The organism is Gluconobacter sp. Dm-62, from assembly GCF_018256155.1.
Taxonomy (GTDB): domain Bacteria; phylum Pseudomonadota; class Alphaproteobacteria; order Acetobacterales; family Acetobacteraceae; genus Gluconobacter.
The window spans coordinates 330,095-347,156 of record NZ_JAERLY010000002.1; the positions used below are offsets into that span (position 1 = coordinate 330,095).

Annotated in this window: 16 protein-coding genes; 4 read left to right on the plus strand and 12 right to left on the minus strand. The window is 60.6% G+C overall.

Features of this window, described 5'->3' with window-relative positions; translation table 11 throughout:
• The 11 genes from JK202_RS03285 to JK202_RS03335 form a co-directional block, all read right to left on the minus strand.
• Positions 1-480, minus strand: coding sequence for a type II toxin-antitoxin system RatA family toxin (locus tag JK202_RS03285; RefSeq protein WP_211558107.1), 480 nt, complete (start codon positions 478-480; stop codon positions 1-3).
• Positions 480-1,451, minus strand: coding sequence for a lipoyl synthase (gene lipA / locus JK202_RS03290; protein WP_211558109.1), 972 nt, complete (start codon positions 1,449-1,451; stop codon positions 480-482). Before lipA ends, JK202_RS03285 begins: the two co-directional genes overlap by 1 nt.
• 5 nt (positions 1,452-1,456) lie before the next feature.
• Positions 1,457-2,863, minus strand: a complete 1,407-nt coding sequence (lpdA, locus tag JK202_RS03295; RefSeq protein WP_211558117.1) for a dihydrolipoyl dehydrogenase — start codon at positions 2,861-2,863, stop codon at positions 1,457-1,459.
• Between the two features lie 3 nt (positions 2,864-2,866).
• Positions 2,867-4,096 carry a pyruvate dehydrogenase complex dihydrolipoamide acetyltransferase gene (locus JK202_RS03300; RefSeq protein ID WP_211558124.1) on the minus strand — a complete coding sequence of 410 codons (1,230 nt, stop codon included), beginning with the start codon at positions 4,094-4,096 and terminating at the stop codon, positions 2,867-2,869.
• A 5-nt stretch (positions 4,097-4,101) separates the two neighbouring features.
• Positions 4,102-5,469, minus strand: a complete 1,368-nt coding sequence (locus JK202_RS03305; protein WP_211558126.1) for a pyruvate dehydrogenase complex E1 component subunit beta — start codon at positions 5,467-5,469, stop codon at positions 4,102-4,104.
• Positions 5,470-5,472: 3 nt separating this feature from the next.
• On the minus strand, positions 5,473-6,477 hold the full coding sequence (gene pdhA / locus JK202_RS03310; RefSeq protein ID WP_211558128.1) for a pyruvate dehydrogenase (acetyl-transferring) E1 component subunit alpha: 1,005 nt from the start codon (positions 6,475-6,477) through the stop codon (positions 5,473-5,475).
• Positions 6,478-6,630: 153 nt separating this feature from the next.
• Positions 6,631-7,557 carry an indole-3-glycerol phosphate synthase TrpC gene (gene trpC, locus JK202_RS03315; RefSeq protein WP_211558130.1) on the minus strand — a complete coding sequence of 309 codons (927 nt, stop codon included), beginning with the start codon at positions 7,555-7,557 and terminating at the stop codon, positions 6,631-6,633.
• Entirely contained in the window at positions 7,554-8,645 is a 1,092-nt protein-coding gene (gene trpD, locus JK202_RS03320; protein WP_211558132.1) for an anthranilate phosphoribosyltransferase, read from the minus strand. The genes trpC and trpD overlap by 4 nt, the downstream gene beginning before the upstream one ends.
• Positions 8,642-9,238 carry an aminodeoxychorismate/anthranilate synthase component II gene (locus JK202_RS03325; protein WP_211558134.1) on the minus strand — a complete coding sequence of 199 codons (597 nt, stop codon included), beginning with the start codon at positions 9,236-9,238 and terminating at the stop codon, positions 8,642-8,644. The genes trpD and JK202_RS03325 overlap by 4 nt, the downstream gene beginning before the upstream one ends.
• Positions 9,239-9,297: 59 nt before the next feature.
• Complete coding sequence (gene trpE, locus JK202_RS03330) at positions 9,298-10,710, minus strand: anthranilate synthase component I (protein ID WP_211558136.1); 1,413 nt, start codon at positions 10,708-10,710, stop codon at positions 9,298-9,300.
• Positions 10,710-12,659, minus strand: coding sequence for a peptidyl-prolyl cis-trans isomerase (locus JK202_RS03335; RefSeq protein ID WP_211558138.1), 1,950 nt, complete (start codon positions 12,657-12,659; stop codon positions 10,710-10,712). The genes trpE and JK202_RS03335 overlap by 1 nt, the downstream gene beginning before the upstream one ends.
• Positions 12,660-12,849: 190 nt before the next feature.
• On the opposite strand from JK202_RS03335, the gene tpiA reads away from it, so the two are divergent.
• The 4 genes from tpiA (at position 12,850) to kdsA (ending at position 16,553) form a co-directional block, all read left to right on the plus strand.
• Positions 12,850-13,650 (plus strand): triose-phosphate isomerase, encoded by an 801-nt coding sequence (gene tpiA, locus JK202_RS03340; protein WP_211558140.1) that lies wholly within the window; start codon positions 12,850-12,852, stop codon positions 13,648-13,650.
• Positions 13,647-13,997: a preprotein translocase subunit SecG gene (gene secG / locus JK202_RS03345; RefSeq protein WP_211558142.1), complete on the plus strand. Its 351-nt coding sequence runs from the start codon at positions 13,647-13,649 to the stop codon at positions 13,995-13,997. The genes tpiA and secG overlap by 4 nt, the downstream gene beginning before the upstream one ends.
• A 103-nt stretch (positions 13,998-14,100) precedes the next feature.
• Positions 14,101-15,732, plus strand: coding sequence for a CTP synthase (locus tag JK202_RS03350; RefSeq protein ID WP_211558144.1), 1,632 nt, complete (start codon positions 14,101-14,103; stop codon positions 15,730-15,732).
• Positions 15,729-16,553, plus strand: coding sequence for a 3-deoxy-8-phosphooctulonate synthase (gene kdsA / locus JK202_RS03355; protein WP_211558145.1), 825 nt, complete (start codon positions 15,729-15,731; stop codon positions 16,551-16,553). Before JK202_RS03350 ends, kdsA begins: the two co-directional genes overlap by 4 nt.
• On the opposite strand, the gene JK202_RS03360 is transcribed toward kdsA, so the two are convergent.
• Positions 16,550-17,026 carry a DUF3429 domain-containing protein gene (locus tag JK202_RS03360; RefSeq protein ID WP_249199569.1) on the minus strand — a complete coding sequence of 159 codons (477 nt, stop codon included), beginning with the start codon at positions 17,024-17,026 and terminating at the stop codon, positions 16,550-16,552. The genes kdsA and JK202_RS03360 overlap by 4 nt on opposite strands.
• Between the last annotated feature and the right edge of the window lie 36 nt (positions 17,027-17,062).

Below are 17,062 nucleotides of genomic sequence, written 5' to 3' on the forward strand. Positions count from 1 at the left end.
TTACGTCCTTTGGGAAAGGCTGGGTGTCGATGGGGGAACCTTTGCTCCCTGCACTCCATAGATATCCCGCGCCCGCTTGATGAATGCGGACACCATGAGGCGCACGCCTTCATTGAACACAACGCCCATCGCATTTTGCAGAAGCCGCGACTTGAACTCGAAATCTACAAAGAAATCGACCAGACAGCCACGGGGATCAGGCGTGAACGTCCACACGTTGTTCAGATACCGGAAAGGCCCTTTTTCATAACGCACCCGGATGCGAGAGGGCCTCTCCAGAGTCACGCGGCTCGTGAAGGTCTCGCGGAACGGACCAAAACCGATCGTCAGATCCGCCACAAGCTCCTGTTCCGTCTGGGTACGGATGCTTGCCTTCACGCACCAGGGCAGAAACTGCGGATACTTCTCCACATCTGCCACGAGATCGAAGAGCTGGTCCGGCGTATAGGCGATCAACCGTTGCTCGGCATGTGTCGGCATCAGAGACTTTCTTTCAGACGGCTGTTCCGCGCAGCCTGAAGCTTCGCGAAATCACTGTCCGCATGATAGGAGGACCGGGTCAGCGGACTGGCGCTGACCTGAAGAAATCCTTTTGAACGGGCTGCGGCAGCATAGCCGTCAAACTCGTCGGGGGTAATAAACTTTTCAACGGCCGCATGTTTTGCGGATGGCTGAAGATATTGCCCCAAGGTCAGAAAATCGACGTCCGCGATCCTGAAATCATCCATGACCTGAGCCACTTCCATCCGTTCCTCGCCAAGCCCAAGCATCAGGCCGGACTTGGTAAAAATGGAAGGATCGAGTTTCTTTACTCCATCCAGCAGACGGACGGACTGGTAGTAACGCGCACCCGGTCTGATGGAGGGGTAAAGCCGGGGTACGGTCTCGATATTGTGATTGAAAACATCCGGTCGCGCCGCCACAACGACCTCCAGCGCCCCATCTTTGCGAAGGAAATCAGGCGTCAGGATCTCGATCGTAGTGTCTGGCGACGTCTGACGGATCGAACGGATGACCTGCGCGAAATGCTCCGCACCCCCATCTTCAAGGTCGTCGCGATCCACGGATGTGATGACAACATGCCTCAGACCAAGCTTTGCCACGGCTTCGCCGACCCGCCGGGGTTCGTCTGCATCAAGATGCTTCGGCATCCCGGTCGTGACGTTGCAGAACGCGCAGGCCCGGGTACAGATCTCGCCCATGATCATCATCGTGGCATGACGCTGCGACCAGCATTCCCCGATATTGGGGCATGCCGCTTCCTCGCAGACGGTCACAAGTCCTGCCTCCCGCATCAGCGCACGCGTCTCGTGATACACGGGATGGTTCGGTGCCTTGACCCGGATCCAGGACGGCTTGCGCTGGATCGGGTTGTCAGGCCGGTGGGCCTTCTCCGGATGACGAAGAGTGGTCGGCGCCGAACGATGGTCGATGGTGATGCGCTGGGACATGATGCTCAGATATGCAGCGGGCCGTCGAAGGCGGCCAGAGTTGCTTCATGCATGGTCTCGGAAATGGTCGGATGCGGGAAGACCGTCTCGATCAGCTCCGCTTCCGTCAATTCTCCGGTGCGTGTGATGACGTATCCCTGGATCATTTCCGTGACTTCCGCACCGATCATGTGCGCGCCAAGAAGCTCGCCGCTTGTGGCATCGAACACGGTTTTGACCATACCGTCCGTCTCGCCCATCGCCACGGCCTTGCCGTTGGCAATGAACGGGAAGCGCCCGACCTTGACCTTGTGGCCTGCTGCGATGGCTTTCTCTTCGCTGAGCCCGACAGATGCAATCTGCGGACGCGAATAGGTGCAGCCCGGAATGTTCAGCGCATGCAGGGGCTGCGGCGAACGTCCGGCGATCTTCTCGACGCAGAGGATAGCCTCATGACTCGCCTTGTGGGCCAGCCAGGGAGCACCGGCAACGTCACCGATGGCATAGATTCCCGGCTCACCGGTCCGGCAGAAACCGTCTGTGACAATATGGGTCCGGTCAACCTGAACCTTGGTGCCCTCAAGCCCCAGATCCTCGACATTGCCGACGATACCAACCGCGCAGATCACACGGTCCACCGTCAGATCGACCTTGCCCGTCGGGCTTTCGATCGTCGTGGATACTTCGTTTTCACCCTTGTTCAGCGGTCCGACCTTCGCGCTGGTGATGATCTTCATCTCCTGCTTTTCGAAAGCCTTGCGCGCCGCCGCACTGATTTCCGGATCTTCGGCAATCAGAATCCTGTCCGCGACTTCGGCGATCGTCACGTCGCTGCCCATGTTCCGGTAGAACGAGGCAAACTCGATGCCAATGGCGCCCGAGCCGATGACGAGGAGCCGCTTCGGCAGTTCTTTCGGGGTCATGGCCTCACGTGCGCCCCAGATCAGGGTGCCGTCCGTCTCCAGACCAGAAAGCTGACGCCCCCGTGCACCCGTCGCAAGAATGACATGCGGTGCCTTGATGGTCGCAACCGCAACGCCGTCCTTGGTGATCACAACCTGATGCGCCTCGCCCGAACGTCCGGCCAGCTTGGCGCGGCCGTCAAACGTCGTGACCTTGGCCTTCTTCAGCAGATGCGCAATGCCCCCACCCATTCGCCGCGCAATGCTGCGCGAACGCCCGACGATCTTGGACAGATCGAACGAGATGTTGTCTGCGGAAAGCCCGAACGTGCCCAGGTCGTGCAGCAGATGATGGATTTCCGAAGACCGCAGCAGCGCTTTGGTCGGGATGCAGCCCCAGTTGAGGCACACCCCACCGAAATGCGTGCTTTCCACAACCGCCACGCTCATCCCGAGCTGGCTGGCGCGCAGGGCTGCCACATAGCCACCGGGGCCGCCACCAACAACAATCAGATCGAATGTATCGGACATGGTTCAGACCACCAGAAAGTAAGGGTTCTGCACGATATCGCGCAGCGCATTCAGCCACTCGGCGCCCAGAGCACCATCCACCGCTCGATGATCCACCGAGAGCGTCGCCGTCATCACAGTCGCAACCGCAATGTCCGACCCGCGCACGACGGCGCGTTTTTCGCCTGACGCAATTGCCAGAATACCGGCCTGCGGCGGATTGATGATCGCAGCAAACTCACGCACGCCGAACATGCCCATGTTGGAAATGGAGAATGTTCCGCCCTGGAATTCTTCCGGCTTGAGCTTTCCGGCACGGGCGCGTTTGGCCAGATCTTTGGCTTCGACGCTGATTTCGCGCAGGGACTTGAGATCGGCATTGCGGATGATCGGCGTGATCAGCCCATCCGGCACCGAAACAGCCATCGAGATGTCGACATTCTCGAAATGCAGAGTCTCGGCATCCGTGAACTGCACGTTCACGCCCGGCACCTTCTTCAGTGCCAGCGCCACGGCCTTGATCATCATGTCGTTGACCGAGATCTTGAAGCTGTTTTCCTGTGCCGTCGCATTCAGCTTTGAACGCAGGGCCAGCAGGGCATCCAGCTCGATATCGACCGAAACATAGAAATGTGGAACCTGCGTCTTGGACTCTGTCAGGCGACGGGCGATCACCTTGCGCATCGTCGAGTTCGGAACACGACGGATCGTCTCTTCCGAAGTCGTGACGGGTGCAGCAGCGGCAGTTTTTGGTGCTGCTTTAGGCGCGCTCACACCCTTTTCAACGTCGCGCTTGAGGATACGTCCGTTCGGACCACTTCCCGTCAGCGCGTCAAGGGCAATGCCCCGCTCGCGCGCCATGCGCTTTGCCAGCGGGGAGACGAAGATGCGCTCGCCCTTGTCTTCAGCCGGAGCCTTGGATGCCGGAGCGGCAGCCGTCGTTTCTGCGGAAGCTGTTTCAGGCTTCGGGGCCGCTGCGGCCTGCGTGGAAGATGCATCCGGCACGGTCTCGCCATCTTCCACGAGAACCGCGATCGGCGTGTTCACGGGGATGCCTTCAGCGCCTTCCTGAACCAGGATTCGCCCAAGGATGCCCTCGTCCACGGCTTCCACTTCCATGGTCGCCTTGTCGGTCTCGATTTCGGCAATCACATCGCCCGCAGAGACGGTATCGCCCTCGGCTTTGAGCCAGCGGGCCAGTTTGCCTTCGGTCATGGTCGGCGACAGCGCCGGCATCAGAATATCGGTAGCCATCGTTGTCAGTCCCGCAGCTGCTTGCGAACGGCATCCACAACCCATTCGGGTTTCGGAAGCGCCAGTTTTTCGAGATTGGCCGCATACGGCATCGGCAGGTCCAGCCCGCAGACACGCGCCGGCGGAGCATCGAGCCAGTCAAAAGCCTGCTCGACGGCCACGGTGCAGATTTCCGCTCCGATGCCAGCCACCGGCCAGCCTTCCTCGACGGAGACGATCCGGTTCGTTTTCTTCACGCTGCGCACGATTGTCTCGGTGTCCAGAGGACGGATCGAGCGCAGGTTGATGACTTCGGCCGAAATGCCCTCTTCAGCCAGAATTGCTGCGGCTTCCAGAGCCACACCAACCATGATGGAGAACGCCACGAGCGTCACATCCGTCCCTTCACGCTCGATCTTCGCGCGACCGATCGGCAGGATGAAATCCTCATCCACAGGGCACGGGAATTTCTGGCCGTAAAGGATCTCGTTTTCCAGCACGATGACCGGGTTCGGATCACGGATGGCCGCCCGCAGCAGGCCCTTAGCATCCGCCGCCGACCAAGGGGCGACGACCTTCAGTCCCGGAATATGCGCAAACCAGCTCGCGAAACACTGCGAATGCTGTGCTCCCACGCGGGCCGCTGCACCATTCGGGCCACGAAACACGATGGGGCAGCCCATCTGGCCGCCAGACATGTACAGCGTTTTGGCCGCAGAATTAATAATATGATCAACGGCTTGAAGTGAGAAGTTCATAGTCATGAACTCGACGATCGGCTTCAGCCCGGTCAGTGCCGCACCCACAGCCATGCCCGTGAAACCATGCTCGGTGATTGGCGTATCGATGACGCGCTTTTCGCCAAACTCGTCCAGCAGACCCTGACTGACCTTATAGGCGCCCTGATACTGCGCCACTTCTTCACCGATCAGGAAAACGTCCTCATCACGACGAAGCTCGGCAGCCATGGCATCACGCAGAGCTTGACGGACTGTGATCTCGCTGGTCTCGCCCCAGTCCCGGTCGTTTTCGGCCTGTGCCACTTCCGGCGCTTCCACGATCCCCGGATCAGCCGGTGTTTCGATGGCCACAGAGGCCCCGGCAGCCGGATCGGCAGAGCGGGTTACGTTGTCCGCAGCGGAAGCGTCCTCGCCTTCGGCCAGAAGCACGGCAATCGGTGTGTTGACCGCGATGTTCTGCGCGCCCTCATCCACCAGCGTTTTGCCGATCACGCCTTCATCCACGGCTTCGACTTCCATCGTCGCCTTGTCGGTTTCAATTTCGGCAATCACGTCGCCTGCAGAAACGGCGTCACCAGCCTTCTTGACCCAGCGGGCCAGCGTTCCTTCAGTCATGGTCGGCGACAGAGCCGGCATCAGAATCAGAGATGCCATGGATCAGGCCTCCACCAGAATATCAGTCCAGAGTTCGGAGAGTTCGGGCTCCGGGCTCGTCTGCGCAAATTCGGTCGCATCCGCCACAATGGCCTTCACGTCCGTCTCGATGTCCTTGAAGACGCTCTCTTCGATCCCGCAGCGCAGCATCTCGGCCTTCAGCGTCTCGATCGGATCGCGCGTACGGCGCATTTCTTCGACTTCCGCGCGCTGGCGATACTTTGCCGGATCAGACATGGAGTGTCCGCGATAACGGTAGGTTTCCATTTCCAGCAGGAATGGCCCCTTGCCCGCACGGCAGTATTCCATGGCTTCCTGCGCCGCTTCATGCACCGCAAAAATGTCCATGCCATCGACCTTGCGGCTCGCAATGCCCCAGGGCTCGCCATTACGAGACAGATCCTTGGAAGCCGAGGCGCGTTCGATGGATGTGCCCATGCCGTAGCGGTTGTTCTCGATCACATAGATGCAGGGCAGCTTGTGCAGGGCCGCGAGATTGAAGCTCTCATAGACCTGCCCCTGCGCGGATGCGCCTTCGCCGAAATACACGATCGAAACCTCGTCCGTACCGCGATATTTGTTGGCAAAAGCCAGCCCCGTACCGAGTGCGACCTGAGCGCCGACAATGCCGTGACCGCCATAGAACTCTTTTTCACGGGAGAACATGTGCATGGAGCCGCCCTTGCCGCGCGAATACCCTCCCGCCCGGCCCGTCAGTTCCGCCATAACACCGCGCGGCGTCATGCCTGCGACCAGCATCTGCCCGTGGTCACGATAGGACGTGATGGACTTGTCGCCCTGCTTCATGTTGAGGCCGATCCCGACCACAACGGCTTCCTGCCCGATATAAAGATGGCAGAAGCCGCCGATCAGCCCCATGCCGTAAAGCTGGCCAGCCTTTTCCTCAAAGCGCCGGACAAGAAGCATGTCCCTGTAAGCGCGCTTCATGGTCTCCGGCGAAAGGGCCGGACCGTTGCTCCGGCCTGAAGCGGACGGTGTCTCGTCCATGACGGTCTCCTGATGGAAATGCACAAAATCCTGCATGCTCTTAGCGGCAGAAGCCACCGAAAGCCAGACCACACCCCGCCTTCGCGGAAAGCCCCGGCCTGCTGGATGTGCCGTGAAAAAACGGTTCAGACCGCCCTGAAAGGCGGCCCGAGATCAAACGAAACCGAGCAGACGACGGGCCGCAACACCCGGATCGGGCTCACGCAGCAGGCTTTCGCCAACCAGCACGGCACTCGCGCCCACCGCGCCGACTTTCATCATGTCATCCTGTGTGCGGATGCCACTTTCAGAGACGACCAGACGATCCGGCGGCACCAGAGGTGCAAGATCGATCGTCGTCTGGATATCGGTCTTGAGCGTGCGCAGATTGCGGTTGTTGATGCCGATCAGGAACGTATCCAGCGCCAGCGCCCGGTTCAGCTCCGCCTCGTCATGGACTTCGAGCAGAACGTCCATGTCCAGTCCGCGCGCAATCGCGATCAGTTCAGCGGCCTGTGTTTCCGTTAGAACCGCCATGATCAGCAGGATGCAGTCTGCTCCGATCAGGCGGCTTTCATGAACCTGCCAGGGGTCCAGAATGAAGTCCTTGCGCAGGATGGGGAGAGTGCACGCTTCACGTACTGCGCGAATATCTTCCGTGCTGCCATGGAAGCAGGAGCCTTCCGTCAGAACGGACAGGCAGGTCGCACCAGCGGCCTGATATTCCTGGGCAATTTCGACCGGATTGTAGTTCGGGCGCAGGATACCCGCAGATGGTGAGGCCTTCTTGATTTCTGCAATCAGCCCGACCTGACGGTCCGCCGTGAGGTGCTGAAGCGCCTGACCAAAGCCCCGCGTTGGTGTCGTGACTTCTCGTGCCCGCGCCGTAATGTCCTTGAGAGACATGATCTGTGAGCGCTGCTCGATATCCACGCGTGTCCGGGCACAGATCCGCGCCAGCACGTCACTGCGGTCTGCTGCGGTTTCCGCTTCCGGATTCTTGATAGGGGGCGTGGTCGTTTCCGGAATTTCCGGGTCCGGGAACTGTTCCGTTCCCTCAGGCGAATATGTCATCGCCGGTCGATGGTACATGAATGTCATGATCGTCCTGCGTCTGTGGAAGCAATGGAAGGAGCTGACATGCGCGCACCCTCAAGCGCGGCACGGGCAAGACCCCTGTCAATGGAGTCCGCCGCCATCCCTACATTGCGACGGAAAGCCGGAACGTCAATTGCTCCGGCCTTCACGATATCGCCGCGCCCTGCGACATGCAGGGCCGCGGCGGCGTTAAGAAGAACCGTATCCCGGTAGGCGCCACCCGCGCCATCCAGCAGGGCGATCAGCGCGGCCGCATTGGCCTGCGCGTCCCCGCCCCGGATAGCCGAAATCGGTGCAGCAGCCAGCCCGGCCATATCCGGTTCGATCCCGAACGAAAAAAGAGCGCCGTCTTCCCAGGCCGAAACCTGAGACGGGCCAGCCAGCGTGAGCTCGTCGCTACCGCCTTCTTCGCTCGAGCCATGCACGACCCAGACCGAAAGACTGCCCAGTGCGCCAAGCGCACGCGCCACCGGCTCACACCAGCGCCCATCGAATACGCCGACCAACTGATGGCGGACCTGAGCCGGGTTGCACAGTGGCCCGAGCAGATTGAACAGCGTGCGAAAACCCAGTGCCTTGCGAATAGGAGCCGCATGCCGCATGGCCGGGTGATGTTGCGGCGCCGCCAGAAAGACCAGTCCGTCTTCCCGCAGCCGTTTGCCCTGAAGCGCCAGATCATCTGTGGGCGGAATACCGAGGACTTCCAGAACATCCGTCGCACCTGTCGCGGACGAAAGCGCACGATTGCCATGCTTGGCTACGGGCACACCAAGGCCGGCCAGCACGAAAGCCACGGCGGTCGATACGTTCAGCGTTTTCAGGCTGTCTCCGCCCGTTCCGCAGACATCAATAGCTCCGGCTGGAGCATCTGGCAGCACCGTCATGTGATGACGGACCGCCTGAACGGCCCCGGTCAGTTCTGCGAAGGTTTCGCCCCGTATCTTCAGGGCTGTCAGGAAAGCGGAAAGCTGAACAGGCTCAACATTGCCTGCCATGATGGCGTGGAAAGCCGCTTCGGCCTCATGGCTGTTAAGCTGATGTCCTGATGCAGCCTTGTGCAGAAGGGACGTGAAATCCGCACCCACTGTCATGCGGCCTGCGACGTGAGAACAGGAATACCGGCAATTGCCAGAAAATTGGCCAGAAGCTCCCTTCCGGCAACGGAAGCAATGCTCTCGGGATGGAACTGGACGCCATGTATGGGAAAGTCACGATGACGCACCCCCATGATGACGCCATCTTCCGTCCGGGCATTGACCACGAGAGTTTCTGGAATGCTGTCGGGGCGAAGGGTCAGGCTGTGATAACGCACGACATCCACCGGATCGGGCAGTCCGGCAAAAACGCCCGTCCCGTCATGCTGAACCGCGCTGATCTTGCCATGCATCGGCACGGGCGCGCGCACGACTTCGGCTCCAAAGACCTGCCCGATGGCCTGATGACCGAGGCACACGCCAAAAATCGGTACTGTTCCTGTCGCCGCGCGGATCAGATCACAGCAGATCCCGGCATCGGTCGGTGCGCCGGGACCAGGCGAAATCACGATCGCGGACGGATTAAGCGCCAGAGCCTCGTCGACACTCAGCGCGTCATTGCGCCGCACATCACACTCAACTCCAAGCGCGCCCAGATGGTGGACGATGTTGAACGTAAAGCTGTCGTAATTGTCGATGAGAAGGATCATGGCAACAGAATGACCCCCGTGTCTGTTTTCGTCAAATACATCACGTTTCCGAGGCTCCGTCAGGCTTTCGCGGCCGTTGCAACGGCGATTTCCGCCGCCCGGAACAGCGCGCGGGCTTTGGCCTGTGTCTCGCGGAACTCGGCGTTCGGATCGCTGTCCGCCACGACGCCACATCCGGCCTGCACATACATGTTTCCGTCCTTGAGAACGGCCATGCGCAGCCCGATGCAGGTGTCCATTTCCCCGTCCGCTCCGAAATACCCGACGCAACCCGAATACGGCCCGCGTCGCGTCGGTTCCAGTTCGTCGATGATTTCCATGGCGCGGATCTTGGGTGCCCCTGTCAGGGTCCCAGCCGGGAAGGCTGCTACGAGCGCATCCATCGCCGTTTTGCCGTCCTTGATGCGGCCGGTTACCGTCGAGGAAATATGCATGACATGACTATAGCGCTCGACGACGAATTTTTCCGGAACTTCAACCGTCCCAAGCTGTGAGACGCGGCCCACATCGTTGCGGCCCAGATCGATCAGCATCAGATGCTCGGCCAGTTCCTTTCGGTCGGCCAGAAGCTCTTTTTCCAGCGCCAGATCTTCTTCACGGTCCGCTCCGCGCGGACGTGTGCCCGCCAGCGGACGCACCGTAACTTCGCCGTCCCGCAGACGCACGAGGATTTCCGGTGAAGAACCGACCAGTGCGTAGTCTTCGAGCTCCATCACGAACAGGAACGGCGCTGGATTGACCCGGCGCAGGCTGCGATAGAGCGAGAGCGGTGACAGCGGGAACGGCGTCGTGAAACGCTGGCTCGGGACGATCTGGAACGCGTCGCCCGCAGCAATATAATCCTGCGCCTTGCGGACATGATCTTCGAACTGCCGCTGCGTCATGTTGGAGACCGGAGGTGCCAGTTCCGTGCCGGAAGGCAGCGTCTCACGCGCATCTCCCAGAGGGGCGGCCAGCGCGGCCCGTGCCTGATCCAGAAGCGCATGGGCCTCCGCATCCGTTGTCTCATCACGTACCGGCACCGCCAGCGTGAGCTCGTCCCGCACGGAATCGAAAACCGCAAACAGGCGCGGACGAATCATAACACCTTCCGGCAGCCCCAGATCGTTTACCGGGGCGTTCGGAAGGCGCTCCATCTGGCGCACCATGTCATAACCCAGCACACCGAAAACACCGCCAATCATGGGCGGCATTCCGGCGGGAAGATCCATCTGGCTTTCGTCGACGATGCTTTTCAGGGTCTCAAGCGGCACTCCGTCAAGGGGCTTGCCATCCAGCGTTACCTTCCCGTCCCGGCACTTCCAGACCAGATCCGGCAGAAGCGCGATCACCGAATAACGCCCACGGGCAGCCCCGCCCTCAACGCTCTCGAACAGCAGCCGGTATGGATCGTCCGACAGGTTGGAAAGCCGGAGAAACGCGGAGACCGGCGTCAGGAGATCCGCGGCTTCGATGCTGTAAACAATGCCCATCAGTGCGCCCCGTTTTCTACTGCCGGAGCACCCGCCGGCGTGGCCGCCGACACGACCTGATTGTAAAGCGCCATGTTGATATGAGAGGGCGGCACAGCCTTCTCCATGGCGGCGTTCAGGGCCACCGGAATGTCGGAGCGCATGGACTGGAGATATTCGTCCGCAAGCTGGCTGCCCAGGCTCTTCATGTCCTCGGCAGAAGCAGGCTTGTCCGCCGTCACATTGACCAGCCAGAACGCATCCGGTGATTCAAACATTCCACTCGTACCCGGCTTGAGACCGAACACGCCGCGCAGGACATTCTGCGGCAGGCTCTGATCCGGATGCACCCGCGAGACCGCAACGTCCTGACGAAGAGCGGAGGCTTCGGCCTGCCCTTCGACAGCCTTGTGCAGCGTCCCTGCCTTCGCCGCGTTGAACAGTGCCGTGGCGCGCAGATCGGCGGCATGATGTTTTTGATCCGCAGTCCAGGCCTGCACGACCTGATCGCGCACGCTATCGAACGGTTTGAGCGTACCAGGATGGACTTCATCAACCAGCAGCGAGAACGCGGTGCCATTCGGACCATTCACCACCGTCGGCTGTGCGCCCTTGGACTGAGTGAAGATCTGATGGATAATTGCCTCACGCAGAGCCGCATCGCCCGGGATCGGGGCGGGCAGACCATCCTGCGTCAGGCCTTTGGAATCCAGCGTACCGGCAGCCGGGACGGCGCCAAGATCGCTGGGGATCTGTTCTAGCGTCGAGGAGCCTGCAACCGCATCCTGGAACTGCTTCTGGCGAGCCTGAAGTGCTTCTGTCGCCTCCTGGTTCTGAACCTGGGTCTTCAGATCGCTCTTCGCCTGTTCGAACGTCGTTTTGTGAGGCGCGACGATCGTTGTAATGTTGAAGACCACCCAGTCCATTCCCGTTTTTTCCGGCCCGGAAATACGATCGGCCTGAGCAGCAAACGCGGCTTTGGCCAGCTCGGGATTGGGAATATCGCTCTGGCGCACGGACGGGAGTGACACGGCTGCGGCTTCAGGGAACTTCTTCTGGATATCGTCCCAGGACGTTCCGTTCTTCCAAGCCGTCGCAGCCGCTTCGGCCTTCGCCTGATCCGTAAATGTCAGGACCTGCAGCGTCCGCGTCTCGGGAACGTCAAAGGTCCGTGCCTGAAAATCATAGAGACGGTGCAGAACGTCGTCGGGAACCTCGATCGTTTTTGCAACGCTGTCCGGCGTCATGACGACCATTTTCGCATGGCGATATTCCGTCGTGCGGAACATCTGCGGGTGGTTGTCATAGAAACGGTGAAGCTGCTCGTCTGTCGGCGCTGCCGCAACGACACCGCTTGCAAACGGGATCTGCACCAGATCGAACACGCGCTGGCTCGCATCGAAAGACAGCATCCGCTCTGTCAGGGAAGACGGTGCCACAACGGACTGTCCCATCCCCTGCAGAAGCCCGCGGGACGCGATGTCCTCGCGAATGGCCTGAAGCAGCTTGCCTTCGGACAGTCCGATGCGGGTCAGACGGTCATTGAAGACGCTCCGGTCGAATTGTCCGGCAGCATTATGAAATGCCGGAATGGCAAAGACTTCCTGTCGTACCAGATCATCAGGCACCATCATGCCTGCCCGGGATGCGGCAAGCTGGGTCTCGTTCTGGATCACAAGGTTTTGAAGGGTCTGACGTGCGACCTGCTCAACCTCGCTTTTGGGGAGCTTGGACGGGTCTGCGAGGCCGATCTGCTTGGCCACTGCGGGAAGCTGGGCTGAAAGCGCCCGGCTGAAATCGTCTGGCGTAATGCTGCGATCGCCGACGCGCACGACTTCGTTGGAGCTTGCCGTGCCCATATTGGAGTACACATCCCCCACACCCCAGCCAATAAAGGCCAGAAAGATCAGCAGCGCGGCGGCACGGCCGGCCCAGGAGTCAACAAAGAGGTGGCGGAGCGTGGTAATCATAGGGTCAGGGCAGATCCGGATGACGGGATGGTGCGGACAAGGAAGGCCCGCTAAACTTGCCGCACCATAATGTCGTGAGAACGGCTTGACCAGAAGCAGACCGGAACGAGAGTCATCCTTTGATATCCGGTTGGCCCGCACACACCGATAACGCCGCCATTTCGCAGGACGTCATCATCAAGGAGGAAGAGTGTCCCCATCCCCCAAGCTCGTCGTTGGAAACTGGAAGATGCACGGGCTGCGCGAGCAGTCCACCAGGCTGGCCCGTGCCGTCGCTGAGGGGGCGCAGTCCCTCCCTGACGACGTGCGCCTTATCCTGTGTCCTCCGTTCACCCAGATCGCCAGCGTTCATGGAATCATCAGTTCCGAAGGGCCCACTACACCGCTGCGCCTTGGCGCGCAGGACTGCCATATAACCTCTTCAGGCCCGCATACCGGGGACATCTCGGCCGAGATGCTTGCGGATCTTGGGGTCAGGTACGTTATTCTGGGGCATTCCGAACGCCGGCAGGCCCACGGTGAAACCGATGCCCTGATTCGCCGGAAAGTCGAAGCTGCCGAAGTCGCGGGCCTCATTCCCATCGTGTGTATCGGAGAGACGATGGAAGAGCGGCTGGAAGGCCGGACGACGACCGTTCTTGCCACACAGGTCGAAGGGTCCCTGACCGACGGCTTCAGCGGCATTCTGGCGTATGAGCCTGTCTGGGCAATCGGAAGTGGCACTGTTCCGCCCATCGACGAGCTTGAGAGAACCCTCTCGCTGCTGCATGGACTGTTGCAGTCCCGGCTCAAGATGGATGACATTCATGTCCCGATCCTGTATGGCGGCTCCGTAACACCGGCTCAGGCGCCGACCATTTTTTCCATCGGGTCGCTTGGAGGGGTGCTGGTCGGCAGTGCCAGTCTGGAAGCAAAGAGCTTTCTGTGCATTGCTGAAGCAGCCTCTCTCCGCCTGTCGGCCCAACCACTGTCCGGACCCTATCGTTCATGACCACTCTTCTGCTTGCTCTCAATCTGCTGGTCACACTGGCGCTGATCGGGGTGATTCTCATCCAGCGCAGCGAAGGCGGCGGCCTCGGCATTGGCAGCGGCCAGGGCATGGGCTCTTTCATGAGCGGCCGCGGAACGGCAACGCTTCTCACGCGGGCCACGTCCGTTCTCGCCGGTATCTTCATGCTGCTGTGCCTGGTGCTGGCCGTCATGAACCGTGGCGCTTCCTCCGGCGTCGGCTCGCATGACATCCTGGCCGAGCCGCCTGCCGCGACCCAGACGACCACGGCCCCTGCGACGGCAACCCCGGCTGCTCCTGCGGCTCCGGCTTCCACGCCCGCTCACTGACCGAGCCTGAAAATCCCCGTTGAGAATTTTTAACGGGGATCTTTTCAACAGACGCGTCTCTTCACTTCCCCTGCCCCACGTTGGCAGTGTATGAAGACCGCCCATGACGCGTTTCGTATTCATCACCGGCGGTGTGGTATCTTCTCTCGGCAAGGGCATCGCTTCAGCGGCCCTCGCTGCTCTCCTCCAGGCGCGCGGATACAAGGTCCGCATGCGCAAACTGGACCCCTATCTCAACGTGGACCCGGGCACCATGAGCCCGTACCAGCATGGTGAGGTGTTCATCACCGATGACGGGGCGGAAACCGACCTCGATCTCGGTCATTATGAGCGCTTCACGGGCGTACACGCGTCACGTGCTGACAACACCACGACGGGACGCATTTACTCGGATGTTATCGCGCGCGAACGCCGCGGCGATTATCTGGGCGGGACCGTGCAGGTCATCCCGCACATCACGGACGCCATCAAGGACGTCGTGGTCACGGGCACGGACGACTATGATTTCGTCCTCGTGGAAATCGGTGGGACAGTTGGCGACATCGAGAGCCTTCCGTTCCTCGAAGCCATCCGTCAGCTGCGCAATGATCTCGGTCACGCCCAGACCATGTGCGTTCACCTGACGCTCCTGCCCTATATTCCGGCAGCCGGCGAGCTCAAGACCAAGCCCACGCAGCATTCCGTCAAGGAATTGCAGAACGTCGGCATCCAGCCGCAGATGCTGCTGTGCCGCTCGGATCGACCCATTCCGGAAAACGAGCGTCGCAAGATCGCGAATTTCTGCAACGTCCGTTCGGAAGCCGTCATTGCGGCACTCGATGTGGACACAATCTATGCCTGCCCCATTTCCTATCACAATGAAGGAATGGATCAGGAGGTCCTGCGCTATTTCGACCTGCCTTATGATAGCAAGCCGGACCTTTCGCGCTGGGAAAAGATCGTCCATGCGATTCGTGAACCCGAAGGCGAGGTCCGAGTGGCCATCGTCGGCAAGTACACGGCCCTGCTCGACAGCTACAAGTCGCTGGCTGAAGCTCTGCTGCATGGTGGCATCGCCAATCATGTGAAGGTGAAGCTCGACTGGATCGAATCGGAAGAATTCGAGAAGAACGGCAACATCGCCGAGCGCCTGAAGGATGCGGACGCCATTCTTGTCCCGGGGGGCTTCGGTGAACGCGGTGCGGAAGGTAAGATCCAGGCCGTCCGTTACGCTCGTGAGAACAACATTCCGTTCCTGGGTATCTGCTTTGGCATGCAGATGGCTGTGGTCGAATGTGCCCGCTCGCTCGCCGGTCTTCCCAAGGCATCCTCCACAGAGTTCGGCCCGACGGATGAGCCTGTTGTCGGCCTGATGACGGAATGGGCCCGTGGAGGCGAACTGCTCCGTCGTCGCGAAGGTGGCGATCTGGGTGGCACGATGCGTTTGGGCGCGTATCCGGCCAAGCTGGTTCCCGGCTCCCGAGTGGCGGAAATCTATGGCCGTACGGAAATCCGTGAGCGTCATCGTCACCGCTGGGAGGTTAATGCGCACTACAAGGACCGCCTTGAAAAGACAGGCCTGCGATTCTCCGGCCTCTCCCCTGACGGCGTGCTGCCGGAAGTGGTCGAGTATCCGGACCATGCGTGGTTCGTGGCCGTGCAGTATCACCCGGAGCTGCTGTCCAAGCCTTTCGACCCGCATCCGCTGTTCGCCGGCCTCATCGCCGCAGCGGTCAAGGAGGCTCACAGCAAGTGAGCTTCCGGATCGGAGACCTCAAGGTCGGTCAGGATCAGCCCTTCACGCTGATCGCTGGCCCCTGTCAGATTGAATCCCGCGAACATGCAACGGAGATGGCCGACGCCATCTCCGGTCTGTGCCGTGAGCTGGGCATTGGGCTGATTTATAAAAGCAGCTTCGACAAGGCCAACCGAAGCTCGGTCCACGCCGCGCGCGGCGTGGGTATGGATGCCGGTCTCGACATTCTTGCGGGCATCCGCGAGCGATTCGGCGTTCCTGTTCTGACGGATGTGCACACGGCTGAACAGTGTGCACCCGCCGCTCAGGCCGTGGATGTTCTCCAGATCCCGGCCTTCCTGTGCCGCCAGACGGATCTGCTGCTGGCTGCTGGCGAGACCGGACGGGCCATCAACATCAAGAAGGGCCAGTTCCTTGCACCATGGGATATGGCCAATGTTGCGGCGAAGATCGCCTCGACGGGCAATAAGCGCATCATGCTCTGCGACCGTGGTACGAGCTTTGGTTACAATACGCTCGTCAGCGACATGCGCGGTCTGCCGATTATGGCGCAGACGGGCTATCCCGTCGTGTTTGACGCTACCCACTCGGTGCAGCAGCCGGGCGGCCTCGGGGCTTCAACGGGCGGTCAGCGCGAGTTTGTTGAGCCACTGGCCCGTGCGGCTCTTTCGATCGGTGTCGCCGCAGTCTTCATTGAAACGCATCAGGATCCGGACCACGCTCCCAGCGACGGCCCGACCATGGTGCCGCTGGGTGAAATGCGCGGCCTCCTGACGCGTCTGAAAGCCTTTGACGCTCTGGCAAAGTCCTTTTTGGCCTAGCTGCCAGATGGTGCCAGAGCCGCCAGAAACAGACTCAGCACCGCAATAGCCGTCAGTCCTGTACGCAGCGGCAGATAGCCTGGGGGAAGAGCACCTTTCCTCCAGGCTTCCCGTTCCACGAGGAACGTCCCGACAAAGCCGATGATTTCCAGCCCGAAACCGGCCCGGACATGTCCCAGTACGCCGATGCAGAGTGCCAGCCATGCCCAGAGTGCAGGGCAGACGCCCAGTACAAGACGCTGACGGTCTCGCTGCGACGATCCTCCGACAGTGATGATGTCCGGCCGCTCCATGGCCAGCCCCCAGTGCACAGCCCCCAGAAATGACAGGATGCAGGCCCCGTACGCCAGCAGAATGATTTTCAGATGGGGCAGCGGCGTGAACAGTCCGGCTAGGAAGATCCACCCCCCAAGCGTCATGAAGGGGAGCAGTCCGGCAATGCCAAGCACGAAAACGGGAAAAGGAAGGCGCATGTCGTCGTTGACCTCACGGCGTGATTTTGAGACTTG

What these genes read in the sequence shown, in the direction of transcription:
- JK202_RS03285 (WP_211558107.1), bottom strand. Translation starts at nt 480, where the DNA reads ATGCCGACACATGCCGAGCAACGGTTGATCGCCTATACGCCGGACCAG.
- JK202_RS03325 (WP_211558134.1), bottom strand. Translation starts at nt 9,238, where the DNA reads ATGATCCTTCTCATCGACAATTACGACAGCTTTACGTTCAACATCGTC.
- JK202_RS03300 (WP_211558124.1), bottom strand. Translation starts at nt 4,096, where the DNA reads ATGGCTACCGATATTCTGATGCCGGCGCTGTCGCCGACCATGACCGAA.
- JK202_RS03360 (WP_249199569.1), bottom strand. Translation starts at nt 17,026, where the DNA reads ATGCGCCTTCCTTTTCCCGTTTTCGTGCTTGGCATTGCCGGACTGCTC.
- JK202_RS03305 (WP_211558126.1), bottom strand. Translation starts at nt 5,469, where the DNA reads ATGGCATCTCTGATTCTGATGCCGGCTCTGTCGCCGACCATGACTGAA.
- trpC (WP_211558130.1), bottom strand. Translation starts at nt 7,557, where the DNA reads ATGACATTCATGTACCATCGACCGGCGATGACATATTCGCCTGAGGGA.
- lipA (WP_211558109.1), bottom strand. Translation starts at nt 1,451, where the DNA reads ATGTCCCAGCGCATCACCATCGACCATCGTTCGGCGCCGACCACTCTT.
- lpdA (WP_211558117.1), bottom strand. Translation starts at nt 2,863, where the DNA reads ATGTCCGATACATTCGATCTGATTGTTGTTGGTGGCGGCCCCGGTGGC.
- trpE (WP_211558136.1), bottom strand. Translation starts at nt 10,710, where the DNA reads ATGGGCATTGTTTACAGCATCGAAGCCGCGGATCTCCTGACGCCGGTC.
- JK202_RS03350 (WP_211558144.1), top strand. Translation starts at nt 14,101, where the DNA reads ATGACGCGTTTCGTATTCATCACCGGCGGTGTGGTATCTTCTCTCGGC.
- pdhA (WP_211558128.1), bottom strand. Translation starts at nt 6,477, where the DNA reads ATGGACGAGACACCGTCCGCTTCAGGCCGGAGCAACGGTCCGGCCCTT.
- trpD (WP_211558132.1), bottom strand. Translation starts at nt 8,645, where the DNA reads ATGACAGTGGGTGCGGATTTCACGTCCCTTCTGCACAAGGCTGCATCA.
- JK202_RS03335 (WP_211558138.1), bottom strand. Translation starts at nt 12,659, where the DNA reads ATGATTACCACGCTCCGCCACCTCTTTGTTGACTCCTGGGCCGGCCGT.
- secG (WP_211558142.1), top strand. Translation starts at nt 13,647, where the DNA reads ATGACCACTCTTCTGCTTGCTCTCAATCTGCTGGTCACACTGGCGCTG.